This is a genomic window from Actinosynnema sp. NPDC004786 (assembly GCF_053601135.1).
The window spans coordinates 46,857-66,913 of the sequence record NZ_JBSGBG010000022.1 but is presented as its reverse complement, the minus strand read 5'-3'; the positions used below and the strand labels follow the sequence as shown (position 1 = coordinate 66,913).

The following is a 20,057-nucleotide window of genomic DNA, read 5'->3' as shown; positions in this document are numbered from 1 at the left end:
CCTCGGACGTGTGACGGGGGCCACTCAACCGGAATGGTCTACACCAGTCAAGCCCGAACGCGAACTTTCCCCACGTCCCGTGGGAGCGCTCACACGGTCGGCCGAACGCCGTCCGCGCCCGCGCCACCGTTCTCCACGCCCGTCGGTGGAACCGGAATTCGGCGGGACCATCGGCGACGAATCATTTGTGCGGCGGCGTAACGAAGTTCGCGCGTGCTCGATATGTCCCGTGACTGCGCGAGGCGCTCGAACCCCCGGGACGCTGCCATGACGCCATCCAACCCCGTCGCCCCGGCCGAGGCCGGGAACCCTTTCGACGATTTCCGCAACTACCTGGAACCGCTCGGCGTCGAGGCCCCGGAATGGCTCCTGAAAGCGTTGCTGGCGGTACTCGCGCTCGGCGTCGTCGTCACCGCGGTCAAAACCGTCACGCCGGTTCTGCACGAGTCGTGGAACGTCGTCCGCTGGCTGGTGGGCGGACGGCTGGCCGACGAGCGGCGCAGGCGGCGTCGACGGCAACTCTTCGCGCAGCACCTCGACGACCGGCTGCGGCACCTGGAACTGCAGGAGGACTGGCGCGACGAGAAGTACGCCGAGCTGGAAGCGGAAGTGGAGATCGAGCACAGCAGGCGGTGGCAGTGGGCGCGGAAGCTGCTGCCGGTGCGCGGCTCGACCCTGCGGCGCGTCCGCTCGTTGTCGCACGCGCTCGGCAAGAGCGACGAGCGACTGGTGCTGCTGGAGGGCGAGCCGGGCGCGGGCAAGAGCGTCGCCCTGAGGCACCTGGCCCGGCTCCTCACCCGCCGGGCGTCGACCAGCCGGGACATCAAGGCCACGATCCCCCTGTACCTGAACCTGAAGCAGCTCGACGTGCGACCGGAGGACATCACCGCCGAAGCGGTCCGCGAGTTCGTCCTCGCCATCCTCAACGAGGCCAACAGCCGAGACGTCCAGGAGGTGCTGGACACCGAGTTCGACCGCGGCCTGGAGGAGGGCGCCTGGCTGTTCCTCTTCGACTCCTTCGACGAGATACCCGACATCCTGTCCGCCGAGGACGCCCGCCGAGTCGCCCCCCGCTACGCGCAGGCGATCGCCGACTTCCTGGGCCCGTTCGGGCGCTGTCGCGGCATCGTCGCGTCCCGCGACTTCAGCAGCCCGGACATCCGGCAGTTCACCCGGTTCCGCATCCTGCGCCTGTCCCCGCGCCAGCAGCAGCGGCTGATCACCCGCGCCGACCTGGACCGGCGGGTGGACCGGGCGATGCGGGCCGGCCTCGCGACCGCGTCGCGGGACGTCTCGACCTTCGCGGGCAACCCGATGTTCCTGGGCCTGCTGTGCGAGCACATGCGCAACAACGCGACCTTCCCGACCGCGTCGCACACGGTGTTCGAGGACTACCTGTCGCACCGGCTGCGCCGCGACGCCGCGCGGATCGAGGCCAGGTTCGGCATCACGGCCGACTTCGTGCGCGCCGGGGCGGAGGAGGCATCCTTCCTGATGGCCTCCGTGCCCAGGATGGGCCTCACGCCGACACGGGAGGCGCTGATCAGGGCCGCGCCCGCGCAGGAGCGGGTCAGCCCGCGCCTGCTGGGCACGGTGCTCCAGGCGTTGGAGTACACCAAGCTCGGCCGGACCGACGTGAACGCGACGGGCGACACCACGTTCTCCTTCGTGCACCGCAGGTTCCAGGAGTACTTCGCGACCTGCGTCGTCATCGGCGCACCCGGGCGCGTCACGGTCGACGCGCTGCTGGACGACGACCGGTGGCGGGAGACCGCGGTGACCCTGCTCCAGGTCCAGGACGGGCAGGCCGTCGCCGCGTTGACCGACGAGGCCACGGCCAGGCTCCGGCGGTACGCCGACGAAGTCGACGGGGCCGGCCCCTTCCGCTGGCCCGCGGGCTGCCTGCACCTGCTCGGCATCCTGGCCACCGGGCTGGAGACGCACCCGGCGGCGGTCACCGACGAGATCCGCGGACTGGTCGACCGGGTGCTGGAACGGGCGTGGACCGAGGGTCACCGGCTGCACAAGCGGCGCACGCTGGCGTTCGCCAACCTCGCCACCGCCACCGTCACCGAGCGGCTCCTGACCGAGGCGTTCCGGTCGCGCAACGAGTACCTGCGCGAGGCCGCCTTCCGGACCGCGGGGGCGCTGCCCGCCCTGAACCCCGTGCTGCGCGCCCGGATCCGCCGGGCGCTCCTCGGCCTCGCGGCCGGACTCGACGTCCACCGCAAGCGCGCGTCGACCGTCGCGCAGGTCAAACGGCTCTCGCGACCGACGGAGTTCCTGAACCTGCTCAACCTGCTGTCGATCGCGATGCCCATCGCCTTGGCGTTCTCGGCGGGCGGTTTCCTGGTCCCGGTGGTCGACTTCGTCGCGCACTACGAGTCCCTCGGCGTCGCGGAGCGGCTGATGGGAGCCGTCTTCGGGAGCTTCATGCTGGTCACCGTGGTGACGGTGGTCATCTCGGCCGCGTTCCGGACCGCCTCCGCGACGGGTGGCGGAGGCACGCTGGACAAGGCCCTGTCCCGGGCGGCACTGCCCGAGTACCGGCTGTTGGCCGCGACTTCGACCGCCGTGCTGCTCGGGACGAACGCCGTGTTCAGCCTGCTGGTCACCACGCAGGTGGCCGCGCTGCTGGGGTGGTACTCGATCGCGGGGTGGCTGGCCCTCGGGTTGTTCGGCGCGCTGTGGCCCGCGGCGGTGATCTGGGCGAGCCGCACGGGGATCGGCACCAGCCCCGCGTGGTGGCCGCTGCTGCCGTTGCTGCTGGTGGTCGTGGGCGGCTACCGGGTACCGCGGTGGTCGCGCGCCCGCCTCGGGCAGGTGCGGGACTGGCCCGCGGCCCGGCACAGGGTGGCACGACTGCTGCGCACCCGGCTGCCCCGACTGGGGAAGGCGCTGGTGTCCGTCGGCGTCGCGGGAACGGTCGCCACCGGAGCCGTCACGCTGGTCCTCGGCGTGCCTGTGCTGGTGCCCGTGGTGATCTGGCTCAGCGGCCTGGCGCTCGTGGTCCTGCTCACCGCGCTGGTGGCGAGCAGCGGCGTCTTCCTGCTGCGACCCGCCGGTCGTGCCCGCACCGCGGACCAGGCGCTCGACCTGCTCGCCCGCGCCCGCAGCACGACGGCGGTCGGTTTCGTCGTGGAGCGCTTCGGCGCCCGGGGCATCGCGCGCGACCCCGACGTCCGCTTCGCGCTGGAGAACCTCGTCGGCGAGATCGAACAGGCCCAGCGGCGCGCCGACGACGACCCGGACCTGCTCCTCCGCGACGCGTGCCCCAGCCTGGCCGCCCGACGCACGCCCCGACACCCCCTCCTCGACGCCTGGCCACTGCGCGCCACGACCCGGCTCCAGGTCCGCTCGCTGAGCGAAGAGGTGCTCGACGACCTCGCCCGGCTCGTCGAGCAGGAGTGAGCGCCGGGCGGGAGGTTTAATGGCCCGGTGCAGTGGACGCGGTACTGGCGCGCGGCGGACCGGCCGCTCGAGGCGATGCACGCGCACTTCACCTCCCACCGCTACCACCGGCACAGCCACGACGCGTACTCGTTCGGCGTGACGGAGCAGGGCGCGCAGGCGTTCCGCTGCCGGGGCGGCACGCACACCAGCGCGGCGGGCGAGGTGCTCGCGTTCAACCCCGACGAGGCGCACGACGGGCGGACCGCGTCCGACGACGGGTTCACCTACCGGATCGTCCACATCGGACCGTCACTGGTCGCCGAACTGCTGCCGCGCCTGCCGTTGTTCCGCGACCCGGTGGTGCACTCGCCGCGCCTGGCCGACGCGCTGCGCCACCTGCACACCGCCCTCCAGGAGGGCACCAGCCTGGCCCGCGACGAGCACCTGATGCACGCCGTGCGCGCGATGGCCGCCCACGTCATGCCGCTGCCCGCCACGACCGGCACGCCGGGCGACCCCTCCGCCGCCCGCGACCTCATCGAGGCGCACCACGCCGAGGACCTCACCACCGCGGCCCTCACCCGGGCGACCGGGCTGAGCCGCTTCGCGCTCTACCGCGCGTTCCGCGCCGAGTACGGCCTGTCCCCCAGCGAGTACCAGCGCCAACGCCGGCTGCGCGAGGCCAGGCGGCTGCTCGCGGCCGGGCGCACGGCGGCCGAGACGGCCACGCTCACCGGCTTCGCCGACCAGGCGCACCTGACCCGCTGGTTCCGCCGCTGCTACGGCATCACGCCCGCCGCCTACGCCCGCGCGGCGACCTGACGGGACGTCGGGCGGCAGGCACGTCCGGGCCGACCGTGACACCGTTGCATAACCGTGTTGTAGTTTGGTCCGATCGCCGGTCGCCCCGACGCCCGCGACTCCGGACACTGACCGCATGCCGCACATCGAGCTGAACAACGCCCTGCCCGGGATGGCCGGGCTGATGAACTACCGGCCCGAGACCGGGCGTCCGCTCAGCGAGCTGACCGAGGTGTTGTTGCGCGGGCCGAGCGACCTGTCGCGCGGCGAGCGCGAGCTGATCGCCGCCCACGTCTCCGAGCTGAACAGCTGCCGGTTCTGCGCGGGCTCGCACGGCGCGTTCGCCGCCGCCCAGCTCCCGGAGGACTACGCGCACTCGCCGAAGATGCTGGCGCTGCTCGACATCGCCACGGCGGTCACCGAGAGCGGGCACAAGGTGACCGCCGACCTGATCGCCGCGGCGAAGGAGCGGGGCGCGACGGACGTCGAGGTGCACGACACGGTGCTGATCGCCGCGATGTTCTGCGCGGCGAACCGGTACGTCGACGGGCTGGCCACGTGGGCGCCGGACGAGCCGGAGGCGTACCGGCGGATGGCGGAGAAGATCGTGCCCGCCGGCTACACCGCGATCATCGGCATGAGCTGACCGCGCGCCGGAACCCCGCCCACCGGCGGCTGCCCGTGCGGTCGACCGGCACGACGCGGAGGTCCGGGCGGCAAGGGCCCGCCCGGGGACCCGGGGGCGGCGACGCAGCCCGCTCGAAGCGTCCGCCCCGGGGTCCCGGCGGCAGCACCACGACGCCGGCCCCCGACCCGTCGGCGCTCACCACCGCCCGCACGGGCGTCACTTCCGGGCGCGGCGCGACCGGACCGGGTGATCTCCGCGGTCCGGCCCCACCCCTCGGCGTGCCGAGCACGCCCGGTCGTGCCCGAGCCGAAGCCGGGCAACGCGGTCCCCCACCCCACCGCCGCACCCCGTGTGCGCTGACCAGCGCCTTCGGCTCACCGAACCACGCCGACCACGCCGGCCGCCCCCGCTTCCCCCTTGGGCCGCCCGAGTGAACGTTCACAGCGCGTGACCTCAAGTTAACTGGAGGTCAAATTCAGTCTTGTGATTGTGCGCCGAGTCACCCTAGAGTCGCTGGGAGCGCTCCCAGGGAGCGCTCCCAGAAGCGTCGTCAACCGTCAGAGCAGACGGAGGAGACCCAAGTCCATGAGATCGCTTCCCTCTCCCCGGTGGCGCCGCCAGGCCACCGCGGTCCTCGCAGCAGTGGCGGTGAGCGGCGCGCTGGCGTCGGGTACGGCCCAGGCAGCCGAGTACGAGCGCCTGATCAACGGCACGTTCAGCGGCGGCACGCTCGACCCGTGGTGGGCCAGCGCCGGCGTGACGAACCGGCTCACCAACGGCGAGCTGTGCGCCACGGTCACCGGCGGCACGGTCAACCCGTGGGACGCGCTGATCGGCCAGAACGGCGTGCCGTTCGAGGCGGGCCAGTCGTACACCATGTCGTTCGACGCCTACGCCTCGGTGGCCCGGCCGGCGGCCGCGGTGGCCGGTGAGGGCGTGAGCCCGTACCGGCAGATCGCCAAGCAGGACATCGCGCTGACCACGACGAAGCAGCACTTCAGCTTCACGTTCACCTCGGAGCTGGACTTCCCCGACGCGGGTCCCGGCCAGGTGACGTTCCACCTGGGGGCGCAGGCCGCCGACACCACCGTCTGCGTGGACAACGTCTCCCTGATCGGCGGCGTGAAGCCGCCGGGCGGCGACGCCGGCCAGCCCGCGAAGAAGATCAACGTGGACCAGGTCGCCTACGTGCCGGGCTTGCCCAAGCACGCGACCCTCACCTCCACCGCGACCACGCCCCAGACGTGGACGCTGAAGAACTCCGCGGGCACGACGGTCGCCACGGGCCAGACGACGCCGAAGGGCGCGGACGCCGAGTCGGGCGACTCCACGCACCTCATCGACTTCTCGTCGTACGACACCGCGGGCACCGGCTACACGCTGACCGTCGGCACGGAGACGAGCTACCCGTTCGACATCGGCACCGACGCGATCAAGAAGATGCGCTACGACTCGCTGGCGTACTTCTACCACAACCGCAGCGGCATCGAGATCGAGGCGCAGTACGTCGGGGCGCAGTACGCGCGCCCGGCCGGCCACCTCAACGTCGCGCCGAACCAGGGTGACAACAACGTCCCCTGCCTCGCGACCCTCAACTGCGGCTACACGCTGGACGTGCGCGGCGGCTGGTACGACGCGGGCGACCACGGCAAGTACGTCGTCAACGGCGGCATCTCGGCGTGGCAGGTGCTCAACACCTACGAGCGCGCGAAGCTGATCGGCGACGCCTCCGCCCTGGGCGACGGCAAGCTGGCCATCCCGGAGAAGGCCAACAACGTCCCGGACATCCTGGACGAGGCGCGGTGGGAGGTCGAGTTCCTGCTGAAGATGCAGGCGCCCGACGGCATGGTCCACCACAAGATCCACGACCAGAACTGGACCGGTCTGCCCCTGCTGCCCCACCAGGACCCGCAGGCCCGGCGGCTGTCCGCGACCAGCACGGCCGCGACGCTGAACATGGCCGCGGTGGCGGCGCAGTCGGCCCGCATCTGGAAGACGATCGACCCGACGTTCTCGGCCAAGGCGCTCGCGGCGGCCACCAAGGCGTACGCGGCGGCGAAGGCGAACCCGAACAAGATCGCCGACCCGAACGACGGCACCGGCGGCGGCTCGTACAGCGACTCGGTCCTGACCGACGAGTTCTACTGGGCGGCGGCGGAGCTGTTCACCACCACGGGTGAGTCGTCCTACCGGGCCGACCTGACCGCGTCCCCGCACTACAAGGGCGCGAGCCTGAACACGAACGGCTTCGACTGGGGTTCCACCGGCCCGCTGGGCGACATCACGCTGGCCCTGGTGCCCAACGGCCTGCCCGCCGCCGACATCGCGGCGATCAAGTCGGCGTTCACCGCCGTGGCCGACGCCCACCTGTCCCGGATGGCGACCCAGGGCTACCCCGCGCCGTACAGCCCGGCGGACGGCAACTACGTGTGGGGCTCGAACGGCCTCGTCGCGAACAACATCTCGGTGCTGGCGCTGGCGCACGACTTCACCGGCGCGGCCAAGTACCGCCAGGGCGTGTTCCAGGGCCTGCACTACCTGCTGGGCCGCAACCCGCTGTCGTACTCGTACGTCACGGGCTACGGCGACCAGCCGGTGAAGAACGTCCACCACCGGCACTGGGCGAACCAGCTCGACCCGACCCTGCCCACCGCGCCCGCGGGCGCGCTCTCGGGCGGCCCGAACGCCGGGCTGCAGGACCCGATCGCGGCCCGCCTGCTGGAGGGCTGCGCGTCGCAGAAGTGCTTCGTGGACCACATCGAGGCGTACTCGGTCAACGAGGTCACGGTCAACTGGAACTCGGCGTTCGCGTGGATCGCCAACTGGGCGGCGGAGAAGGTCACGACCGCGCCGCCGGTCGACACCACCGCGCCGTCCACGCCGGGCGCGCCGGTCGCGTCCGACATCACCACCACCGGGGCCAAGCTGACCTGGACCGCGTCCACCGACCCGGAGAGCGGCGTCAAGGAGTACGACGTCATCTCCGTCGAGGGCGACGCGCTGCGGGTGGTCGCCACGGTCACCTCCCCGTCGGCGACGCTGACCGGGCTGCGGCCGAACACCGCGTACCAGTTCGCGGTGGTCGCGAAGAACGGCGCGAACCTGCGGTCGGCGATGTCGCCGCAGACGACCGTGCGGACGAAGTCGGACGGCGTGGCGAACTACTGCCGGGTCGTGTGGCAGGCGTCCACCTGGTCCAGCGGCATGTCGGTGAACATCACCGTGACCAACACCGGCACCCAGGCGTGGAACGGCTGGAAGCTCGAGTTCACCCTCCCGGGCAACCAGAAGATCTCGCAGGGCTGGTCGGCCACGTGGGCCCAGTCGGGTCAGGCGGCCTCCGCGACGAACCTGTCGTGGAACCGCACCGTGGCGCCGAACGCGTCGGTGAACGTCGGCTTCAACTCCTCGGGCTCCGGCTCGACGACGCCGCCGACCGACTTCCGGGTGAACGGGAACCCCTGCACGGTGGGGTGACCTCCTGGGCGGACGGCCTGGCACCACAGGCCGACCGACTGACCGGTGGCGGGCTTCCCACGAAGCCCGCCACCGGTCTCGTTCTCGGCCCTGGGCCGGGAGGACGACCCGCGCCGGCGGACGGCACGGAGGTCCGGCCCCGCCGACGAGCGGGTTCGGCCTCCCCCGCCGACGAGTGGTTCAGGAACCGCCCACGGCGTCCCGCGACCGGCGCTCCCGGGGCAGCGGGTCCACCACGACCTTGACCACGGTCTTCAGCCGCTCCAGCGGGCCGCGCGGCGGTGGTGCGGTCACGCGTCGCCTCAGCAGCGGCACGCCGTCGCCCTCCAGCGCGTCCAGGCCCACCGCCCGGCCGCTCATCGCCAGCACCAACGACTCCGCGTCGCCGCGCACCGGCGCGCCGGCGCCGGACCTCCAGCCGGTGTCCGCCGCCTCCAGCCGCAGCCCGGCCAACCGGGAGCCCACCGCGTACCCCGGCGACGGCTTGGCGGCCAGGTGCTGGAACGCCACCCAGAGCCGGTCCTCCGGCACGTCCCGCCCGATGCCGAGCGGCACGCGCACGTCGTAGTCGTGCAGCAGGATGTCGGTGAGCACCGGGTCGTAGCCCGAGCGCGGGATGGTGGTCCGCGACGTCGCCCACCGCCGCAGCCGGTCGGCGATCTCGGCGGTCGGCCGGCGCGCCGCCCGCGCGGTCAGCTCGCGGTTGAGCCGGTCGAAGTCGGCCGCCGTCGTCACGATGCCCCAGTAGATCTTGAGCTGGCCGAACCGCAGGTACGTGGTGAGGTGCGCGCCGACGTCGTGCACGGTCCACCCCTGCGACAGGCTGGGCGTGGCCAGTTGGCCCGCGTCCAGCCCGTCGAGGAGGTCCGCCATCCGCCGCCGCTCGTCGACGAGCATGTCGTGGACCTTCATCCGGCCACGCTAGGAGACCCGGCCGGCCTCGCGCTTATCCCGACTTGCGGATTCCGCGCCCGCGGCGAGCAACGCCTCCAGGAAGCGCTCCGGCGCGTCCCGCAGCACGTTGTGCCCGCTCGGCCAGGACTCGACGTGCCACGTCGGGTCGTCGCGCAGCCGCTCGTAGGTGGTGGCCAGCGGGCTGTCCGGGAACTCGGCCATGAACAGGTACCGGCGGTCGGCGACCCGGTCGACGGCCCCGGTCAACGACGCGCGTTGCAGCAGCGTGGCCAGCGGCTGGGGCGTGGCCCGCGCGTCGAAGATCGGCAGCGGGGCCACCGAGAACCCGTCGGCCGCCGCTCCCTCGACGTACCACGTGCGCCAGTCGCCGTGCACGATGTCGTACGCGGACTCGCCGTCGCGCGGCACGAACGCGTCCACGTAGATCAGCGTCCGGACCCGGTCCGGCACCCGGTCGGCGACGGTGGTGGTCACCATGCCGCCGTAGCTGTGGCCGACCAGCACGACGTCGCGCAGGTCCAGCCGGTCGAACAGGTCCAGCACCTCGGCCACGTGGTCGTCCAGGTTCACCCGACCGGTGCTCAACGTGACCGCGTGCGCCTCGTGGCCCTCGGCGCGCAGCCGTGCGGAGATCGGGTCGTAGTACCAGCCGCCGTGGCAGGCGCCGGGGATGAGCACGTAAGTCGTCATGGGCACCACGCTAGGACCGCTTTAGGACATAGGATGTCCGTGATGACGATGCCCGGGAGGATGCTGCGCCTGCTGTCGCTCATGCAGGGCCGGCGGGACTGGACAGGTCCGGAGCTGGCCGAGCGGCTGGGCGTGACGGACCGGACGGTGCGCCGCGACATCGAGCGGCTGCGCGAGCTGGGCTACCCCGTGGCCGGCACGACCGGCGTCGCGGGCGGCTACCGGCTCGCGTCGGGGAAGGACCTGCCACCGTTGCTGCTGGACGACGACGAGGCGGTGGCGGTCGCCGTCGGCCTGCGCACGGCGGCGGGCGTGCAGGGCATCGAGGAGTCGTCCACCAGGGCGTTGGCGAAGCTGGAGCAGGTGCTGCCGGCCCGGCTGCGGCGCCGGATCGCGGCGGTGCGGGACGCGATCGCGGTGATGTCGGTGGCCGGGCCGGTGTCCGACCCGGCGGCGCTGGGCGTGCTGGCGGCGGCGTGCCGGGACCACGAGGTGGTGGCGTTCACGCACCGCGGCCGGGAGCGGCGGGTGGAGCCGCGCAGCCTGGTGACCGCGTACCGGCGCTGGTACCTGCTGGCCTACGACCCGGAGCGCGGGGACTGGCGCACGTTCCGGGTGGACCGGATGGACGCGCCGCGCGCCACGGGCCGCCGCTTCACCCCGCGCGAGCCGCCCGACGACCCGGCGGCGTACGTGGCGCGGTCCCTCACCTCGGCCCCCTACCGGTACACGTGCACGGCGGTCGTGGACGCCCCCGCGGCGGTCGTCCGGACCCGGCTGGTGGTGGCGCTGCCGGGTCGGGTGGAGCCGATCGACGACCGGACGTGCCGGGTGCGGTTGGGCGCGGACGCGATCGAGCACGTGGCCGCCGACCTGTTGCTGCTCGGCGCGCCCTACGCGCTGGACGCGTCCCCGGAGGTGCTGGACGCGTTGCGCGCGGTCGGCGCGGGCCTCACCGGTAGGCGTCCTGGCCCACCGGGCGCACCAGGATCTCGTTGACGTCCACGTGCGGCGGCTGGCCGACCGCGTACAGCACGGCGCGGGCCACGTCCTCCGGCGCGAGCTTCGGGTCGCCCCGGCGCGACGGCGGGATGCCGCCGGTGTCGGTCAGGCCGGGCTGCACCAGCGTGACGCGGACGCCCGTGCCGACGCACTCGGCCCGGATGGCCTGCGCGAGGCCCGTCACCGCCCACTTGGTGGCCGCGTAGAGGTTCCCCGGCCGCACCCCGCGCCCGGCCGCCGACCCGGTCAGCACGAGGTGGCCGGCGTGGCGCATCAGCGCGGGCATCGCCGCCCGCGCGGTGAACGCCGGGCCGCACACGTTGGTCAGCACCATGTCGCCCCACTCGGCGGGCGGCGCGCCGTCGGTCGAGGTGAACGAGGTGACCACGCTCGTGCCCGCGTTCGCGAACACCACGTCGAGCCTCCCCCACTCCTCCTCCACCCGGCCCACCAGGGCGGCGGCCTGGTCGTACTCGCGCACGTCGCAGGCGGCCACCCACACCCGGTCGGGACCGCCCAGCCGGGCCGCCGACTCGGCCAGCGACGCGGTGTCGCGGGCGGTCAGCACCAGCCGGTACCCGGCCTCGGCGGCCAGCCGCGCGGTCGCCGCGCCGATGCCCCGGCTCGCGCCCGTGACCAGGAAGACCCCTTCTCGCATGGCGGCAGGCTACCGCTGGTTGGATCGGATTCACCGGATCGGAGCAACACCGGAGCCGTTTGCGGCGTCTCTACAGGCGTATCCACTCGATTGGGGGCACATGAACATCAACCGCAGGTTCGCGCTCGGGCTGGGCTCGGTGGCGGCGGCGAGCGCCGTCCTCGGCACGACCGCCGGGACCGCGCAGGCGCAGACGACCGAGGCGGAGTGGGACGCGGTGATCCCGACGACGGCCGACCTGGCCCGGCGCAAGATCGCGGCGAAGTACGCGGCGGCGGTGTCGCGGGCCGGTGGCACGTGGTCGAGCTACATCGGCGTGGCGGACCCGGACGGCGTGGTGAAGCCCGCCGTGGAGGTCGAGGCCGACCGCGTGGTCGAGGCGTACAGCGTGAACAAGATCGCGGTCGCGGTGGCCGTGCTGGACAAGGTCGACCGCGGCCTGGTCACGCTCGACCAGCGGGTCGAGGTCACCTCGGACATCGTCATCCGCGACACCGACGGCATCTTCCACCTCGACGGCGGCTACCCCAGCTCGGTCACCGTGGGGCACGCGTTGGCGAACCTGCTCACGGTGTCGGACAACACCGCGGTGCGCCTGTGCGGGCTGGTCGTGCCGGCGCTGGAGCTGAACGAGATCCTGCGCGCCAAGGGGTTCGTGCACACGCAGGTCGTGCCGGTGGCCAACCCGAACCGGTTCTACCTGGGCACCACCACGGCGCGCGAGACGTTCACCATGCTGCGCCGGCTCGCGGCGGGCGAGCTGCTGTCGGCGGCGTCGACCGAGCACCTGTTCACCGTGCTGCGGTCGTTGACGTCGTTCACCGACGGGATCCGGCTCAACCTGACGTCGGCGGAGCGGCTGAACGTGGCCACGAAGGCGGGCTGGGAGGCGGACGGCCGCAACGAGGCGGGCATCGTGTTCGACCCGAACGGCAAGCCGATCGTGACGTACGCGTTGTTCGCGTCGGGCCGGTTCAGCGGCGACCAGGCGGTGAACGCGGACAACTACGGCGCGACCCACCCGGCGCTGCGCGCGCGTGCCGCGCTGGGCCGGGCGCTGTACGACTCGGTCCTGCGGATCACCGCGAACACCCCGCGCACCTACCGCACCCCGCGCTACCAGCCGCGCAACGGCGGCTGATCACGACGCCCGCCCGCCCCCGGGGTGCTCTCGGGGACGGGCGGGGTCGCGGTCACGCTTCCAGGCCGGCCAGGAACTTCCGCCACTGCCGGGCCGGGAACCACAACGTCGGCCCGGACGGGTTCTTCGAGTCCCGCGCGGCCACGCCTTCGTCCACCGGCGCGACCTCGACGCAGGACGCCCCTTCACCGCTGAAACTGCTCTTGCGCCACGCCGCGCCCGACAAATCCCTCATAGCTGCCCTCCTGTTCACGCCTCCAAGTCGGCCAAGAACCTCCGCCACTGCCCGGCCGTGAACCACAACGCCGGCCCCGACGGGTTCTTCGAGTCCCGGGTCGCGATCCCGGGGTCCACCGGCGCGACCTCGACGCAGGACTGACCCTCCCCGCTGAAACTGCTCTTGCGCCACGCCGCGCCCGACAAGTCCTTCACGGCCACCCTCCTGTTCACGCCTCCAAGTCGGCCAAGAACCTCCGCCACTGCCCGGCCGTGAACCACAACGCCGGCCCGGACGGGTTCTTGGAGTCCCGCGTGGCCACGCCTTCGTCCACCGGCGCGACTTCGACGCAGGACGGACCTTCACCGCTGAAGCTGCTCTTGCGCCACGCCGCACTCGACAGATCCCTCATAGCTGCCCTCCTGTGCTCAGCGGTTGGCGATCCCGGAGATCAGTTTTACCGAGTCGTCGGGGCTCTTGGCCACCGCCACGAGGTGGTCGAAGTCGGCGCGGAAGCGCTTGATGTCGGTATCCGCCTCCAAGAAGATCTCACCGGCCTGGCTGTCCACGTGGACCAGATCGTGGTCCAGCGGATCCTCGAACTCCATGACGATGAACTCGCCCGGCATGCCGGGATGAGCGCCCGAGCCGAACGGGACGACCTGGATCGTCACGTGCGGTTCCCGGGCCAGGTCGAGCAGGTGGGCCAACTGCGCCCGCATGACCACCGCGCCGCCGACCTCCCGCCGCAACGCCGCCTCGTCGAGGATCGCCCACAGCGGAAGCCGCTTCTCGCGCACGAGATTCGCCTTTCGTTCCATTCGAACCCGCACCCGGTCCTCGACTCGCGCGGGATCGGCCGCGTACAGGATTCCGCCGACCAGGGCACGCGCGTAGTCCTCGGTCTGGAGCAGGCCGGGGACGAACATCCCCGAGTAATGTCGCAGGCTTTGCGCTTCGCGTTCGAAGCTGATGTAGGTGGTGTACTCGGCGCGCAGGTCCTCGTGCCACGGCTGGATCCAGCCCTCGCCCTCCGACTGCCGGTAGAGCGCCTTGAGCCGCGAGTGCTCCTCCGACCCGACGCCGTACAGCCGGAGCAGCAGGTCGAGCGTCCGGTACTGGGGCCGTGACCGGGCCGTCTCGATGCGGTACAGCGTGGTGGAGTTGAGGCCGGTGCGCTCCTCAACGTCCTCCCGGCGCAGGTCGTTCGCCTCGCGGAGCCGTCTGAGCTGACCGGCCAACCTGCGCAGTCGGATGGTCGGCGTGCTCTTCTTCACGGCCACGGTGTGCGGTCCTCCCTCAACGCTGCACGGCGAACGCAAAGCAGTTCTTTTGCGTTTTTTGCATTCCACGTCGGATGTGGGCAGCCTTTGCGGGCAGTCACGGTAGCGACGACGCGCCGGAATGACCACCGCCGGTACCGGTGGGGCGAAAGGGGAAACGTGACCGAGCAGGAATTCGCCACCCTGGTGCGGGAAGTGGCACGCGAAGAAGCGCCGCGCCTGTTCGCCGTCGTGGAGGAGTACGGCGAACGGGAGGGCGTGCGCGTGGCGGGCTACGGCGTCGCGTTCGAGGACCGGGCCGAGGTCAGCTCCGTGGAACGCGGCTTCCACGTCAGCTCCCGCAGCGCCGAGAGCGCGCGCAACCTGTTCGAACTCAGCTCGCGCTCCGCCGGCACGCGACGGGCGCACGTGGTGTGGCTGGACTGAAGGCCGGGCGGCGCGAGCGCGCCGCCCGGCCCGTCAGGCGACTACTTCGACGGCACCTTGGGAAAAGTCTGCGTCGGGCTCTCGTCCGGCGGCGGGTTCTGCGGGTCCGGCGGGTTCTTCGGGTCGGCGTTCGACATGGTCGTTCCTCTCGTCGGTGAGATGGGCGGTCGCAGGGCGGTCGGGGTGGGGGATGACCAGGACCGTGACGTCGTCACGGCTGCCGTGGGCGCGGGCGGCGGCGAGCAGTTCCTCGGCGCACCGCTGCGGGTCGTGGCCGTGGTCCAGGAGCAGGCCCCGGAACACCTCGTGCGGCACCTTGAGGCCGTCGGACGCGAGGACCAGCAGCCGGGCCACGGCCTCGAAGCCCTCGACGCCGTAGAGCGGGACGCGGCCGACGTTGTGGCGCAGCTTGTGGTCGTGGGCGGCGGCCTCGGCGTCCGGGACGCCCTGCTGCCGCAGCTCCTCGCCGAGCGTGTGCGGTGTCGTGAAGCGGTGCAGGGTGCCGTCGTCCTTGAGCCCGTAGGCGGAGCTGTCGCCGGCGTGGGCGATGCGCCAGTACCCGCCCGCCCGCACCGACGCCACGACGATCGCGCCGTTGGGCTGGAGGTGGTCGGCCTCGAAGTCGGCGTACGGGATCGAGGCCACGACGACGCCGAGCACGGGTGTCTGCCGGGCGGCCGTCCGGGCGGCGACGTCCGCGGCGACGCGCGCGAAGTCGGCGACCTCCGGTGTCGAGCCGGTCCCGTCCACCACCGCCGCCGCGAACGTGCCGCGGAACGTGTGCTGGGCGTGGGCGTCGGCGTTGCGCGGGCGGCTGGGGCCGCGGGAGGTCGCCGCTCCCAGGAGGACGCGGGTCTCGGCCGGATCGGTCATGGTCGGATCCTCCCGCAGGGTCGATCACCTCCGGGGGGCAAACCCGACACCGGTCGGGTGATTCCACCTCAGCGCGACGTATCCGTAGCGGACCGTGACGCTCCTTCCAGTAGGGGTGATCGCATGACCGACCTGCTGCACCACGCCGCGCCGCGGACCGGGGCTCGTCCGCCCCTGCGCGGGTCGCACGAGATCCAGGGCAACGTGCTCGCCGCGTTCAACAAGGACCACCAGGTCTTCCGCTTCGTCCGCTTCACCCACGAAGGGCTCGCCCGGACCTGGCTGGCCGCCATGCTGGGCCACGTCGCCACCACCGCCCAGGTCGAGGACTTCAACGAGGTCTTCTCCCTCGGCCGCGCGCTGTCCGGCCGCGACCCCGCCGGCCTGCGGGCCACCTGGGCGAACGTGTCGCTCACCCCGGAGGCCCTGGTCGAGCTGAGCGTCAACCCGGACGCCACCCGCGACGACCTGCGCGCCCACTTCCCGCACACCGCCGAGCAGGCCGCCCGCGCCAACGGCGACACGGGCGTCTCCGCGCCGTCCCGCTGGGTGTTCGGGCGCGACGACCACCACGTCCACGCCGTCGTCACGGTCGCGTCCGACGACCCGGCCCGCCTGGCCGACCGCGTGCGGGACCTCGACGTGCTCGACACCCTCCTCGGCGTCGCGCTCGTCCACGAGGAGCACGCCGCCACGCTGCCGGGCGAGCGGCGCGGCCACGAGCACTTCGGGTACAAGGACGGCATCTCGCAGCCCGGCGTCCGCGGCTTCCACGCCGAGGACCCCGACCGCCCCGGGCACCGCGCGGGCCGGCCGGGGTCGCTGCTGGTGAACCCGGGCGAGTTCGTCTTCGGCCACCCCGCCGAGTCCGACCGCCCGGACGCCGCCGCGTGGCTCACCGACGGCTCGATCCAGGTGATCCGCCGCCTCGCCCAGGACGTGGACGGCTGGCACCGGGCCGTGGAGGCGCGCGGGCTCGGGCCGGCCGCCGTCGGCAGGCGCCCGGACGGCCGGCCGCTGGCCGCCGCCCGGGGCAACGACTTCGACTACGCCGACGACCCGGCGGGCGTGACGACGCCGTGCCCGGCGCACATCCGCAAGGCCAACCCGAGGGCGTTCACCCACCGGACGCCCCGGCAGCACCGCCTGCTGCGCCGGGGCATCCCGTTCGGCCCGCCCCGCGACGGGTCGGCCGACGACGTCGAGCGCGGCCTGCTGTTCGTGGCCCACTGCACGTCGCTGGAGGACCAGTTCGAGCACGTCCAGCAGGCGTGGGCCCGCAACCCCGACCACGTGCCGGGCGAGCGCGGCGCGCCCTCCGGGGTCGACGCCGTGCTGGGCAGCCGCTTCGTGCGGACGACCGGGGCGCTGTACGCGCTGGTGCCGTCGATCAGCACGCTGCGGCTGCTCGCGGCGGGGCGGGAACTGCCCCGCCGGCCCTGAACGACCCCGCTAAGGGGTGACGGGCAGCCGGTCGTGGCCGCCGTCCACGACCGGCTCCCACCCGTTCGCGTGCCGCCGCACGAGGTCCGCGGCGACCGCGTCGAACGGCCTGGCCCACACCTCCTCGTTGAACACCTCGACCTCGACGTACCCGGCGTACCCGGCGCCGGCGACGAGCGAGGTCAGCCCGACCAGGTCGATGTGCCCGTCGCCGGGCAGCCCTCGGCCCAGCAGCACGTCGGCGGGCAGCGGGGTCACCCAGTCGCACACCTGGTAGGAGTGGATCCGCGGGCCCGCCCGGCGGACGTCGGCGGCCAGCGCCGGGTCCCACCACACGTGCAGCGCGTCCACCACGACCCCGACCACCGAGGCGGGGTACGGCGCGGCCAGCTCCAACGCCTGCGCCAACGTGGACACCACGCCCCGGTCGGCGCAGAACATCGGGTGCATCGGCTCCAGCGCCAACCGCACGCCCGCCTCCGCGGCGTACGGCGCGAGCACCTCCAAGGCCGACGCCACCCGGCGCCGGGCCGCGACGAGGTCCCGGTCCGGCACGCCGCCGGGCACCAGCACCAGGCACTGCGCGCCCAGCGCGGCGGTCTCGTCGATCGCCCGCCGGTTGTCGTCCAGCCGCTGGTCCACGCCGGTGAAGAAGCCGCCGCGGCACAGCGACGACACCTCCAGCCCGGCCGAGGCGACCAGCGCGGCGGTCCGCGCCAGCCCGTGCCCGGCCACCGGGTCCCGCCACAGCCCGACCGCCGGGATGCCGTGCCGCACGCACAGGTCCACCACCTCGGGCACGGACGCGTGCTTCACCGTGGCCTGGTTCAACGACAGCCTCACGTCAGCACCCCCACCAGCCGACGCCACCGGTCCGCCGCCAGGTCCGGGTCGGGCAGCAGCCCGGCCAGGTCCGCCAACCTCAACGCCTCGCCGAGGTGCACCAGGTCGCGGGCCGACTGGAGCCCGCCGACCATGACGAACGCGTCCTGGTGCCCGGCCAGCCAGGCCAGGAACACCACGCCGGTCTTGTAGTAGTAGGTGGGCGCGCCGAACAGGTGCCGCGACAGCGCGACCGTGGGCTCCAGCACCTCGTGGTAGGTGGCGAGGTCGCCCGCGTCCAACGCCCGCAGCGCAGCGGCCGCGGCGGGCGCGATGGCGTCGAAGATGCCCAGCAGCGCGTCGCTGTGCCCGACGGCGTCCCCGGCGATCAGCTCCGGGTAGTGGAAGTCGTCGCCGGTGTAGCAGCGCACGCCCGCCGGCAGCTCCCGCCGCAGGCCCACCTCGTGCGAGGCGTCCAGCAGCGACACCTTCACCCCGTCCACCTTGTCCGGGTAGGCCCTGACCAGGTCGAGGAAGTGGCCGGTGGCGGTCGGGATGTCGGAGGAGCCCCAGTAGCCCTCCAGCGCCGGGTCGAACGCCGTGCCGAGCCAGTGCAGGACGACCGGTCGGTCCACCTCCTCCAGCAGCGCCGCGTACACCTTCTGGTAGTCCTCGGGCCCGCGCGCGGCGGCGGCGAGCTTGCGGCTGCACATCAGGATCGGCTGCGCGCCCGCCTCCACCACGGCCGCCAACTGCTCCCGGTACGCCGTCAGCGGGTCGGCCGTGTCGTGGTCGGTGCCCACGCCGGCCGCCAACCGGCCCGTGGCGACGGCCGCGCTGCGCCGGATCAGCTCCAGCGCGGCGTCCCAGTCCAGGCCCATGCCGCGCTGCGCGGTGTCCATGGCCTCGGCGACCCCGAAACCGTGCTCCCACAACCGGATCCGGTGCGCCAGCGTGGCGTCCCAGTCGAGCGCGGCGGGCGCGCCGGGGACGTTGCCGCCCAACGGGTCCGCGACCACATGCGCCGCCGCGAACGCGACCCGCGAGGAGAACGACCCGGTCCGCCACGCGCGGGGCGGGGACAGCTCGTGCTCGCGGAACGCGCCGTCCCGGCCGGGCAGCGACACGACCGTCATGCCGGCACCTCGATCCGCCGGCCCGTGCGCGAGGACTCCAGGCCCAGGGCGGCCAGCCGCACGCCGCGCACGCCGGAATGGAAGTCGTGCGCGAACGGCGCGCCGACGGCGACGTGCCGCAGGAACTCCTCCCACTGCACCAGGAACCCGTTGTCGAACACCTCGTTGTCCGGCACGTCCTGCCACTGCGCGCGGAAGTCGATGGCGGACGGCACGTCCGGGTCCCACACCGGCTTGGGCGTGATCGCCCTCGGCTGCACCACGCAGTTGCGCAGCCCGGCCACCGCGCTGCCCAGCGTGCCGTCCACTTGGAACTCGACCAGCTCGTCGCGGCGCACCCGCACCGCCCAGGACGAGTTGACCTGCGCCACCACGCCGCCCGCCATCTCGAAGATCGCGTAGGCCGCGTCGTCCGCGGTCGCCTCGTACGGCTCGCCGTTCTCGTCCCACCTCGTCGGGATGTGCGTGACGGCGCGCGCGGTGACCGCCTCCACCGGTCCGAGCAGCCCTTCCAGCAGGTAGCTCCAGTGGCAGAACATGTCCACGACGATCCCGCCGCCGTCCTCGGCGCGGTAGTTCCACGACGGCCGTTGCGCGGCCTGCCAGTCCCCCTCGAACACCCAGTAGCCGAACTCGCCGCGCACCGAGAGCACGCGGCCGAAGAAGCCGCCGTCCAGCAGCCGCTTCAGCTTGCGGATGCCGGGCAGGTACAGCTTGTCGGCCACCACGCCGTGCCGCACGCCCGCCGCGTCGGCGCGCCGGGCCAGCTCCAGCACCTCCTCCGGGGTGGCCGCGACCGGCTTCTCGCTGTAGACGTGCTTGCCCGCGTCGATGGCCGCGGTGAGCGCCGCCACGTGCGCCGACGTCACCTGCGCGTCGAAGTAGACCTGCACGTCCGGGTCGCCGAGCGCCGCGTCGAGGTCGGTGGTCCAGCGGGGCAGGTCGTGCCGCTCGGCGACGTCCTTCAGCTTGGCGGCGTTGCGGCCGACCAGCAACGGCTCGGGGACCAGCACGTCGTCACCGACCCTGACCCCGCCGCGGTCCCGGATGGCCAGGATCGACCGGACGAGGTGCTGCCGGTACCCCATCCGCCCCGTGACCCCGTTCAACGCGACGCCGATCGTGCGCACCGCCATGCGAACACCCCGCTCA

Annotated in this window: 19 protein-coding genes; 8 read left to right on the top strand and 11 right to left on the bottom strand. The window is 73.0% G+C overall.

Annotated features, from left to right (window positions below):
- The first annotated feature begins 267 nt into the window (after positions 1–267).
- The 4 genes from ACWEFJ_RS21050 to ACWEFJ_RS21035 all read left to right on the top strand — a co-directional run bounded on the left by ACWEFJ_RS21050 (position 268) and on the right by ACWEFJ_RS21035 (position 8,299).
- Positions 268–3,411, top strand: a complete 3,144-nt coding sequence (locus tag ACWEFJ_RS21050) for an NACHT domain-containing protein (RefSeq protein ID WP_449714757.1) — start codon at positions 268–270, stop codon at positions 3,409–3,411.
- A 27-nt stretch (positions 3,412–3,438) separates the two neighbouring features.
- Positions 3,439–4,215, top strand: a complete 777-nt coding sequence (locus ACWEFJ_RS21045) for an AraC family transcriptional regulator (RefSeq protein WP_449714756.1) — start codon at positions 3,439–3,441, stop codon at positions 4,213–4,215.
- A 115-nt stretch (positions 4,216–4,330) separates the two neighbouring features.
- On the top strand, positions 4,331–4,840 hold the full coding sequence (locus ACWEFJ_RS21040) for a carboxymuconolactone decarboxylase family protein (protein ID WP_378097426.1): 510 nt from the start codon (positions 4,331–4,333) through the stop codon (positions 4,838–4,840).
- Positions 4,841–5,407: 567 nt separating this feature from the next.
- On the top strand, positions 5,408–8,299 hold the full coding sequence (locus tag ACWEFJ_RS21035) for a glycoside hydrolase family 9 protein (protein ID WP_449714755.1): 2,892 nt from the start codon (positions 5,408–5,410) through the stop codon (positions 8,297–8,299).
- 180 nt (positions 8,300–8,479) lie between these two features.
- Here the strand turns inward: ACWEFJ_RS21035 and ACWEFJ_RS21030 are convergent, their stop codons facing one another.
- Positions 8,480–9,211 (bottom strand): maleylpyruvate isomerase family mycothiol-dependent enzyme, encoded by a 732-nt coding sequence (locus tag ACWEFJ_RS21030; RefSeq protein ID WP_378095844.1) that lies wholly within the window; start codon positions 9,209–9,211, stop codon positions 8,480–8,482.
- 9 nt (positions 9,212–9,220) lie between these two features.
- The gene (locus tag ACWEFJ_RS21025) at positions 9,221–9,904 is read right to left on the bottom strand and encodes an alpha/beta fold hydrolase (RefSeq protein WP_378095847.1); all 684 of its coding nucleotides are present in this window, start codon (positions 9,902–9,904) and stop codon (positions 9,221–9,223) included.
- Between the two features lie 42 nt (positions 9,905–9,946).
- On the opposite strand from ACWEFJ_RS21025, the gene ACWEFJ_RS21020 reads away from it, so the two are divergent.
- Positions 9,947–10,903 (top strand): helix-turn-helix transcriptional regulator, encoded by a 957-nt coding sequence (locus ACWEFJ_RS21020; RefSeq protein ID WP_449714754.1) that lies wholly within the window; start codon positions 9,947–9,949, stop codon positions 10,901–10,903.
- Here ACWEFJ_RS21020 and ACWEFJ_RS21015 read toward each other — a convergent pair.
- Positions 10,857–11,564: an SDR family oxidoreductase gene (locus ACWEFJ_RS21015; protein WP_449714753.1), complete on the bottom strand. Its 708-nt coding sequence runs from the start codon at positions 11,562–11,564 to the stop codon at positions 10,857–10,859. The genes ACWEFJ_RS21020 and ACWEFJ_RS21015 overlap by 47 nt on opposite strands.
- A 100-nt stretch (positions 11,565–11,664) precedes the next feature.
- Between ACWEFJ_RS21015 and ACWEFJ_RS21010 the strand changes: the two genes are divergently transcribed.
- Positions 11,665–12,705 carry a serine hydrolase gene (locus ACWEFJ_RS21010; RefSeq protein ID WP_449714752.1) on the top strand — a complete coding sequence of 347 codons (1,041 nt, stop codon included), beginning with the start codon at positions 11,665–11,667 and terminating at the stop codon, positions 12,703–12,705.
- A gap of 52 nt (positions 12,706–12,757) precedes the next feature.
- Here the strand turns inward: ACWEFJ_RS21010 and ACWEFJ_RS21005 are convergent, their stop codons facing one another.
- Genes ACWEFJ_RS21005 through ACWEFJ_RS20990 form a run of 4 tightly spaced genes read right to left on the bottom strand, consistent with a single transcriptional unit; the run spans position 12,758 to position 14,205 of the window.
- Positions 12,758–12,940 (bottom strand): DUF397 domain-containing protein, encoded by a 183-nt coding sequence (locus ACWEFJ_RS21005; RefSeq protein ID WP_449714751.1) that lies wholly within the window; start codon positions 12,938–12,940, stop codon positions 12,758–12,760.
- Positions 12,941–12,954: 14 nt separating this feature from the next.
- Positions 12,955–13,137 carry a DUF397 domain-containing protein gene (locus ACWEFJ_RS21000; protein ID WP_449714750.1) on the bottom strand — a complete coding sequence of 61 codons (183 nt, stop codon included), beginning with the start codon at positions 13,135–13,137 and terminating at the stop codon, positions 12,955–12,957.
- Between the two features lie 14 nt (positions 13,138–13,151).
- Positions 13,152–13,334, bottom strand: a complete 183-nt coding sequence (locus ACWEFJ_RS20995) for a DUF397 domain-containing protein (RefSeq protein ID WP_378095863.1) — start codon at positions 13,332–13,334, stop codon at positions 13,152–13,154.
- A 16-nt stretch (positions 13,335–13,350) separates the two neighbouring features.
- On the bottom strand, positions 13,351–14,205 hold the full coding sequence (locus ACWEFJ_RS20990; RefSeq protein ID WP_378095865.1) for a helix-turn-helix domain-containing protein: 855 nt from the start codon (positions 14,203–14,205) through the stop codon (positions 13,351–13,353).
- A gap of 159 nt (positions 14,206–14,364) precedes the next feature.
- On the opposite strand from ACWEFJ_RS20990, the gene ACWEFJ_RS20985 reads away from it, so the two are divergent.
- Complete coding sequence (locus ACWEFJ_RS20985; protein WP_449714749.1) at positions 14,365–14,631, top strand: hypothetical protein; 267 nt, start codon at positions 14,365–14,367, stop codon at positions 14,629–14,631.
- A 33-nt stretch (positions 14,632–14,664) separates the two neighbouring features.
- Here ACWEFJ_RS20985 and ACWEFJ_RS20980 read toward each other — a convergent pair whose 3' ends face one another.
- A complete protein-coding gene (locus tag ACWEFJ_RS20980; protein WP_449714748.1) occupies positions 14,665–15,504 on the bottom strand; it encodes a PP2C family protein-serine/threonine phosphatase in 840 nt (279 codons plus the stop codon).
- A 123-nt stretch (positions 15,505–15,627) separates the two neighbouring features.
- Between ACWEFJ_RS20980 and ACWEFJ_RS20975 the strand changes: the two genes are divergently transcribed.
- Positions 15,628–16,947: a Dyp-type peroxidase gene (locus ACWEFJ_RS20975; RefSeq protein WP_449714747.1), complete on the top strand. Its 1,320-nt coding sequence runs from the start codon at positions 15,628–15,630 to the stop codon at positions 16,945–16,947.
- 9 nt (positions 16,948–16,956) lie between these two features.
- Here ACWEFJ_RS20975 and ACWEFJ_RS20970 read toward each other — a convergent pair whose 3' ends face one another.
- From ACWEFJ_RS20970 to ACWEFJ_RS20960, 3 genes are read right to left on the bottom strand one after another with little or no spacing between them, the layout of a single operon-like run.
- On the bottom strand, positions 16,957–17,790 hold the full coding sequence (locus ACWEFJ_RS20970) for a sugar phosphate isomerase/epimerase family protein (RefSeq protein ID WP_449714746.1): 834 nt from the start codon (positions 17,788–17,790) through the stop codon (positions 16,957–16,959).
- Positions 17,787–18,905: a dihydrodipicolinate synthase family protein gene (locus ACWEFJ_RS20965; RefSeq protein WP_449714745.1), complete on the bottom strand. Its 1,119-nt coding sequence runs from the start codon at positions 18,903–18,905 to the stop codon at positions 17,787–17,789. Before ACWEFJ_RS20965 ends, ACWEFJ_RS20970 begins: the two co-directional genes overlap by 4 nt.
- On the bottom strand, positions 18,902–20,041 hold the full coding sequence (locus ACWEFJ_RS20960) for a Gfo/Idh/MocA family protein (RefSeq protein WP_378095879.1): 1,140 nt from the start codon (positions 20,039–20,041) through the stop codon (positions 18,902–18,904). Before ACWEFJ_RS20960 ends, ACWEFJ_RS20965 begins: the two co-directional genes overlap by 4 nt.
- Positions 20,042–20,057: the final 16 nt, after the last annotated feature.